Here is a 6,264-nt window from a genome sequence, read left to right as displayed (position 1 = left end):
ACATGCACTGGTCGTGCGGCAAGCCGGCTTCGGCCGCCGCGATGGCAATGCGTTGACTGATGCTCATGGGCGATCCTCGTGTTGGCCGGGGCTTGTCGGCCTCTGAACACTAACGGGGAATCGCTTTCCAGAGCGGCTTTGGTCTTCCTAAAAGCTTGTAGGAAACTTCTCTGAGTGATGGATGCCGCTCGGGCAGGCGCGGCGGATGGCTCAGCGCCGTCGCAACGCAGCCGCCAACCCGATGGTCAGCCCTACGGCACAAACCATGGCCAGGCTGATGGCAATGGCAACACCCCAGGCCTCTAGCAGCCCCGCAATCACCAGATAAAACGCAATCACCCCCACCGCACCAATCGCATTGCCGCGCACCATCGCCGCCATCCCGGCGCGGCCATGCTGCACATGGGCGAACACCACCAATGGCCAGGCAATGACCGGGATCGGCGCCAGCATCCCGCTGGTCGCCGGCCCCAGCCAGCTGGCCAGGTGGGTGGTGAGCATCAGCAGCGCGGTTGCCGACAGCATGCGCAGGGGGATCTCCCAGTAGCGATGCCGGGGGCGGGCCAGGGTGTCCGGTTTGGGCTCGCGGCCGCTGGCGCGTATCAGTACGCCGATCAGCAGCAGCGCCACGCCAATCGACACGTACAGGCTGCCCCAGTGGGTGAACGCGTAGGCAGCCAGGCCGTAGAACAGGATCGCCAGCAACACGGCCGGGGCAAGGCCGAGCCGGTGCGTGGCGAACAGGTAGAACGTGTAGGTGGCCTGCACCGCGGCCAGGCCGCCCAGCGCGCCGGGCACTGCGCCCAGGGCGAAGTCGGTGCCTTGTTCCAGGCACAGGAAGGTCATCACCAGCGCCGAGGTAACCGGCAGGCCGGATAGCAATCCGCCGAGCAGGCCACCCCAGCGCCGCGAGGCGAGGGAAATGGCCCACATCAGCAGTGGGGTCACGATGAGTTTCAGGTAGAACAGGGTCATTGCAGGAGAGTCCGCTGTTGTACAAGGTGCGCCCGCCGTCGCCATTGGGTGGGGCGCGGAAGGGTCAACCGCGGCTGGCCTCGAGGGCCTGGGCCAGGTCGGCGATGATGTCGTCGCTGTGCTCGATGCCGATCGACAGGCGCACCATGTCGCGCGGCACGCCGGCCTTTTCCAGCTCTTCGTCGTTGAGCTGGCGGTGGGTGGTGGAGGCGGGGTGGCAGGCCAGTGACTTGGCGTCACCGATATTCACCAGGCGCACCACCAGTTGCAGCGCATCGATGAAGCGCGCGCCGGCCGCCTGGCCGCCCTTGATGCCGAACGACAGGATCGACGCCGGCTTGCCGCCGGTGTAGCGCTGGGCCAGGGCATGCTCTGGGTGGTCGGGCAGGCCGGCGTACTTCACCCAGGCGACCTGCTCGTGGGCTTGCAGGTAGCGGGCGACCTTGAGCGCGTTCTCGGTGTGGCGTTCCATGCGCAGGGCCAGGGTTTCCAGGCCTTGCAGGATCAGGAAGGCGTTGAATGGCGACAGCGCGGCGCCGGTGTTGCGCAGCGGCACCACGCGGCAGCGGCCAATGAACGCGGCCGGGCCGAAGGCTTCGGTGTAGGTGACGCCGTGGTAGGACGGGTCGGGGGTGTTGAGCAGGGCGAAGCGCGCCTTGTGCTCGGCCCAGGGGAACTTGCCAGAGTCGATGACGATACCGCCGATGCTGGTGCCGTGGCCGCCGATGTATTTGGTCAGCGAGTGCACGACAATGTCCGCCCCATGCTCGAACGGCCGGCACAGCACCGGGGTGGCCACGGTGTTGTCGACGATCAGCGGCACGCCGTGGCGGTGGGCAGCTTCGGCCAGCGCGGCGATGTCGACGATATTGCCGGCGGGGTTGCCGATGGACTCGCAGAACACTGCCTTGGTGCGCTCATCGATCAGCGCTTCCAGGGCGGCGATGTCGTCGTGCGCGGCAAAGCGGGTGTGGATGCCCATGCGTGGCAGGGTGTGCGCCAGCAGGTTGTAGGTGCCGCCGTACAGCTTGGCCACCGAGACGATATTGTCGCCCGCCTCGGCGACGGTCTGGATGGCATAGGTGATGGCCGCCATGCCCGAGGCCACTGCCAGCGCACCGACCCCGCCCTCGAGCGCCGCCATGCGCTGCTCGAGCACGTCGTTGGTGGGGTTCATGATGCGCGAGTAGATGTTGCCGGCCACCTTCAGGTCGAACAGGTCGGCGCCGTGCTGGGTGTCGTCGAAGGCGAACGAGGTGGTCTGGTAGATCGGCACGGCCACGGCCCGGGTGGCCGGGTCGTGGCTGAAGCCTGCGTGGATGGCGAGGGTTTCCAGCTTCATGCAATCGTTCCTTGAGCGTGGGTGGAGCGACCGAGCATGTGGCGCGGGGAGGGTGTGGGTCAAGGGTGGGTGGGGAGATGTCACGACGCTGGGCCCGATAGTGCCCGACAAAGCCCGTGGGCGCCTGACCACTCAGCCTTTTACACCCCTTGACCACTGATTTGCTGATAACGGGCGATCACCACGTTATCGACATAGCGGTGTGCCCCAAATAGGATGCTGCAATCCAACATGCTCGAGCGGGTGAAAATGATTTCGAACCCTGGCACCCCGACCCTGGACCAGCTGAAAGTGTTCCTGACGGTGGTAGAGGTGGGAAGCTTCGCCGGCGCGGCAAGAACACTGCACCGCGCTACCTCGGTAGTGAGCTATGCCATTTCAAATCTGGAGATGCAGCTTGGCGTATCGCTTTTTGACCGCAACACGACGCGCAAGCCACAACTGACTGAGGCTGGACGAACCGTGCTTGCCGAAGCACGGACGATCATCAACGGCGTCAACGGACTGCGCTCGAAGGTGTCCGGGCTATTGCATGGGCTTGAAGCAGAAGTTCATCTTGCCCTCGACGTGATGTTACCTGCAGAGCGGGTGGTAGATGCGCTCAAGACCTTCAGCCAGGTATTTCCAACGGTGACCTTGCGCCTTCACATGGAAGCACTGGGTGCGGTCACTCAGCGGGTGATCGAAAAGCAAGCTGTCATCGGCATCAGCGGCCCGCTGGACATCGGGCGAGATGGCCTTGAGCGTGTCGGCGTGGGTAGCGTGCAGTTGATACCTGTGGCTGCCCCTGCGCACCCACTCGCCAGCGGCGGCTGCAATGAACCTGGTGCGGCGAGACATTTCGTTCAGCTGGTGCTATCAGACCGATCAACGCTGACCGGGGACCGCGATTTCGCAGTGGTGAGCCCGCAAACGTGGCGGCTCGCGGACCTGGGCGCAAAACACATGTTGCTCAAGGAAGGCATCGGCTGGGGCAATATGCCTGTCCCTATGGTGCAAGCGGACCTCGATGCAGGGCACCTGGTCGCACTCGATCTGCCGGATTGCAAAGGCGGCGCTTACGCATTTGATGCTATTTACCGCACTGACTCACCGCCAGGGCCGGCGGGGCGGTGGCTCATCGAGCGCTTCAGCCAGCAAGCTGGCGAACGCTGAAGTTTGCACCTGAGTGGAACCAGTCCTGCCAGGTCGAAAGAAGCAAAACTCCGATAGCCAGAGCAAGGTCGCCAAGGCGGCCCATGTCGAAAAGAGAGAAATTGGCACCGTCGAAAGCGACAACCAATTTCTGACTTGGAGACACGAAATGACCGACTTCATCCCAACCCCAAACGAAGTGGCAGGCAAAGTAGTGCTGGTCACCGGTGCGGCCAGCGGCATCGGCAAGGCCATTGCCGAACTCCTTCACGCTCGCGGTGCGAAGGTGATCGCCGAGGACATCGACCCAGCGGTCAACGCACTTGAGCGCCCTGGTCTTGTTCCGTTTGTCGCTGACATCACTGTCGACGGTGCTGCCGAGCAGGCAGTGGCGCTGGCGGTCGAGCACTTTGGCAAGCTGGACGTGCTGGTCAACAACGCCGGGCGCATCCTGTACAAACCGCTGGTGGAGATGACCCGCGAAGACTGGGAATGGCAGATGCAAACCAACGTGACGGGGGCGTTCCTGCATTCCCGGGAAGCCATGAAGGAAATGATGAAGCACAAGAGCGGGGCGATCGTGAACATTGCCTCCTATGCATCCTATTTCGCCTTCCCCGGTATCGCGGCCTACACCGCGTCAAAGGGTGCGCTGGCGCAATTGACCCGTACCCAGGCGCTGGAGGCGATCGAACATGGCATCCGGGTCAACGCCATTGGCGTCGGTGACGTGGTGACCAACCTCTTGAACCATTTCATGGAGGACGGTCGCGGCTTCCTGCAGGAGCACGGCAAGTCTGCGCCTATCGGCCGAGCGGCAGCACCGCAGGAAATCGCCGAAATCGTGGCCTTCCTGGCATCGGAGCGCGCCAGCTTCATTGTCGGTTCGGTGGTCATGGCTGACGGCGGCATGAGCGTCCCGGTGGGGTGATGCGCGCCTGGTACCGGTGAATGGCGTTGCCCACTCGCTACCTGCGGTATTGAGTGGGCGTAACGCCAACTTCACGTTTGAACACCTGGGAAAAATGGCTGGCGCTGCTGTAGCCAACCTCAAGCCCTATATCAATGACGCTCTGGTCCGTCTCCACAAGGAGTCGCCGCGCCCTTGCCATCCTCAGCCGGATAAAGAACTGTGAGGGCGAGTAGCCCGCGGCCTTCTTGAACAGCCGGCTGAAGTGGTACTCGCTCATCCCGGCTATCCCGGCCAGCTGCGCGAGCTGGAATTCCCCGGCCAGGTTGGCTTCCATCGCCGACAACACGCGGCGTAGCTTGTAAGCGGGCAGGGCGTTGCGGCGCACGATATCGTCCGCTGAGCTGTCCAGGTAGTTGCGCGCAAGGTGAATGGCAATGCACTGGGCCAGCCCTTGCAGATAAAGCGGGCTGGGCCGTTGCCCTGTCAATTCCCGCTGCACTTGTTGCAGCAGAACGGACAAGCCTTCGTCACGCCCGCCCGAGACTTCACGCAGGCGAAGTGCTTCCACAACGCCGCCCGACACCTCGTGAATGGCTTTCTCCAGCAGCGGGATGCCGAGGTAGATGTGCATCACTTCGAAGGCTGCTGCGCCGTCCACTTTCCAGCGCATCTCGTAAGGTTGGGCCGAGTTCGTCAGGAAGAAATCACCCTTGCTCACCCGGCTGCTTTGCCACTCGCCGCCAAGCTCACGTTCCTGCACCGTAGCGTCCCCGGAGATGACCCATACCAGCAGGGGCTCGGCAACTGCGGGGACGATGAAGTTACCTTGCTCGCGCTCACGGTTGAAGATCTGCACCAGCATGTCGCGATCGGCCAGAACATCCGAGGCGGCCAGCCGCTGCCCACGGATATAAGCCTCCAGCCCATGGGCAGAAGTCCGCTCGATGACATTCATGGGTAGCCTTGCCTCGTGTTGGTCGCCGCCTGGAAAACAGTTTAGAGACACCGGTCAAAAAAAATGCCGGAATGTTTCCATTCCGGCACTGCTCCCAGTGCGTGCCTGGCTGCCGTCAGTACATTCAGAATGGGCTTGCGGTGGGGCGCACGATCAGTTCGCTGACATCGACATCCGCAGGCTGTTCCACGGCGTAGGCGATCGCCCTGGCAATCGCCGAGGCTGGAATCGCGATCTTGCGGAACTCGCGCATCTCGGCGCGCCCGCCCTCATCGGAAATGCTGTCGGCCAGTTCGGACTCGGTGACGCCTGGGGCAATCACGGTGACCCGGATGTCACCGCCCACCTCCTGGCGCAAGCCCTCGGAGATAGCCCGAACGGCATATTTGGTGGCGCAGTACACCGCAGCGGTAGGGCTCACGGCGTAGGCACCGATGGAGGCGATATTGATGATCTGCCCGGCACGTTGTTGTTGCATGAGTGGCAGCGTTGCGGCAATGCCGTGCAATACGCCGCGGATGTTGACGTCGATCATCCGGTTCCACTCATCGACCTTGAGCGCTTCCAGCTTGGAAAGCGGCATGACGCCGGCGTTGTTGATCAGCACATCGACGCGGCCATGCAGTTCGACAGCGAAGTCGATAAACGACTGCATGTCATCCAGGCGGGTGACATCCAGCGCCAGGACATCAGCAATACCGCCTGCTGCACGAATCTCACTGGCCAGTGCTTCGAGGCGATCGGTGCGGCGGGCCCCCAGGACCACACGCGCGCCTTTGCTGGCGAGCAAGCGTGCGGTGGCTTCGCCGATACCACTGCTGGCGCCGGTAATCACGATGACTTTTTGTTCAATGCCTTGCATTTTCTCACTCCTGTTGCTGGCTGAAGAAGCCCCCGCCGATAAGCAGGTGGTGAAGCAAGAGTAAGAAGCCTGGGCCGGGACGG

6 protein-coding genes are annotated in these 6,264 nt (G+C 63.0%); 2 read left to right on the top strand and 4 right to left on the bottom strand.

Going from position 1 to position 6,264, the window contains the following annotated elements; genetic code table 11:
- Window positions 1–210: 210 nt before the first annotated feature.
- Together B4L76_RS13720 and B4L76_RS13715 are read right to left on the bottom strand one after the other, a co-directional pair.
- Complete coding sequence (locus B4L76_RS13720; protein ID WP_296233184.1) at window positions 211–975, bottom strand: hypothetical protein; 765 nt, start codon at window positions 973–975, stop codon at window positions 211–213.
- Window positions 976–1,039: 64 nt separating this feature from the next.
- The gene (locus B4L76_RS13715; RefSeq protein ID WP_170030383.1) at window positions 1,040–2,317 is read right to left on the bottom strand and encodes a bifunctional O-acetylhomoserine aminocarboxypropyltransferase/cysteine synthase; all 1,278 of its coding nucleotides are present in this window, start codon (window positions 2,315–2,317) and stop codon (window positions 1,040–1,042) included.
- Between the two features lie 249 nt (window positions 2,318–2,566).
- Between B4L76_RS13715 and B4L76_RS13710 the strand changes: the two genes are divergently transcribed.
- The gene (locus tag B4L76_RS13710; protein WP_296233211.1) at window positions 2,567–3,472 is read left to right on the top strand and encodes a LysR family transcriptional regulator; all 906 of its coding nucleotides are present in this window, start codon (window positions 2,567–2,569) and stop codon (window positions 3,470–3,472) included.
- A gap of 148 nt (window positions 3,473–3,620) precedes the next feature.
- Window positions 3,621–4,382, top strand: a complete 762-nt coding sequence (locus tag B4L76_RS13705; RefSeq protein ID WP_296233183.1) for an SDR family NAD(P)-dependent oxidoreductase — start codon at window positions 3,621–3,623, stop codon at window positions 4,380–4,382.
- 37 nt (window positions 4,383–4,419) lie between these two features.
- Here B4L76_RS13705 and B4L76_RS13700 read toward each other — a convergent pair whose 3' ends face one another.
- Both B4L76_RS13700 and B4L76_RS13695 read right to left on the bottom strand, forming a co-directional pair.
- Window positions 4,420–5,319, bottom strand: coding sequence for a helix-turn-helix domain-containing protein (locus B4L76_RS13700; RefSeq protein ID WP_296233182.1), 900 nt, complete (start codon window positions 5,317–5,319; stop codon window positions 4,420–4,422).
- Between the two features lie 124 nt (window positions 5,320–5,443).
- Window positions 5,444–6,181 carry an SDR family oxidoreductase gene (locus B4L76_RS13695; RefSeq protein WP_296233181.1) on the bottom strand — a complete coding sequence of 246 codons (738 nt, stop codon included), beginning with the start codon at window positions 6,179–6,181 and terminating at the stop codon, window positions 5,444–5,446.
- Window positions 6,182–6,264 lie beyond the last annotated feature (83 nt).

It is taken from the genome of Pseudomonas sp. UBA4617 (genome assembly GCF_002386445.1).
GTDB lineage: Bacteria > Pseudomonadota > Gammaproteobacteria > Pseudomonadales > Pseudomonadaceae > Aquipseudomonas.
This window is presented reverse-complemented; position numbering and strand designations above follow the sequence as displayed.

Excerpts from the sequence above, each read along its gene's own strand:
- B4L76_RS13720 (WP_296233184.1), bottom strand. The coding sequence starts at position 975 with ATGACCCTGTTCTACCTGAAACTCATCGTGACCCCACTGCTGATGTGG.
- B4L76_RS13715 (WP_170030383.1), bottom strand. The coding sequence starts at position 2,317 with ATGAAGCTGGAAACCCTCGCCATCCACGCAGGCTTCAGCCACGACCCG.
- B4L76_RS13710 (WP_296233211.1), top strand. The coding sequence starts at position 2,567 with ATGATTTCGAACCCTGGCACCCCGACCCTGGACCAGCTGAAAGTGTTC.
- B4L76_RS13705 (WP_296233183.1), top strand. The coding sequence starts at position 3,621 with ATGACCGACTTCATCCCAACCCCAAACGAAGTGGCAGGCAAAGTAGTG.
- B4L76_RS13700 (WP_296233182.1), bottom strand. The coding sequence starts at position 5,319 with ATGAATGTCATCGAGCGGACTTCTGCCCATGGGCTGGAGGCTTATATC.
- B4L76_RS13695 (WP_296233181.1), bottom strand. The coding sequence starts at position 6,181 with ATGCAAGGCATTGAACAAAAAGTCATCGTGATTACCGGCGCCAGCAGT.